The sequence below is a fragment of the Chryseobacterium sp. SIMBA_028 genome (assembly GCF_046535285.1).
In the GTDB taxonomy this organism is placed as follows: Bacteria; Bacteroidota; Bacteroidia; order Flavobacteriales; family Weeksellaceae; genus Chryseobacterium.
In genome coordinates this window covers 1-276 of record NZ_JAWRWZ010000216.1, presented here as the reverse complement: position 1 = coordinate 276, position 276 = coordinate 1, and the positions used below count along the sequence as shown (strand labels likewise).

Here is a 276-nt window from a genome sequence, read left to right as displayed (position 1 = left end):
ATCGGCCAGATAGGCGCCATAGGGGCCTACGGAACCGGCCACCAGCAACCGACGCCGGGTTTGGTGAACGGCGAGGTACTCCTGCCGTGCTTGAACGGCCAGCCGTACACTTAACGCCACCAAATCCAGGGCCTCTGCCTCGGTGAGCCCGCGCCGTGCAAAACCCTGCGGCGTGGCCTGGTAACTGGCTGTAATCGCAACGGAAGCACCGGCGTCGAAATAGTCCCGATGGACCTGTTTGATGAGATCGGGCTGTTCCAGGAGGACCTTCGCGGA

1 protein-coding gene is annotated in these 276 nt (G+C 62.7%); it reads right to left on the bottom strand.

Annotated elements, in window-relative coordinates:
• A partial coding sequence (locus SCA31_RS23205; RefSeq protein WP_410699384.1) for a homocysteine S-methyltransferase family protein occupies positions 1 to 276 on the bottom strand: 276 nt, incomplete at both ends.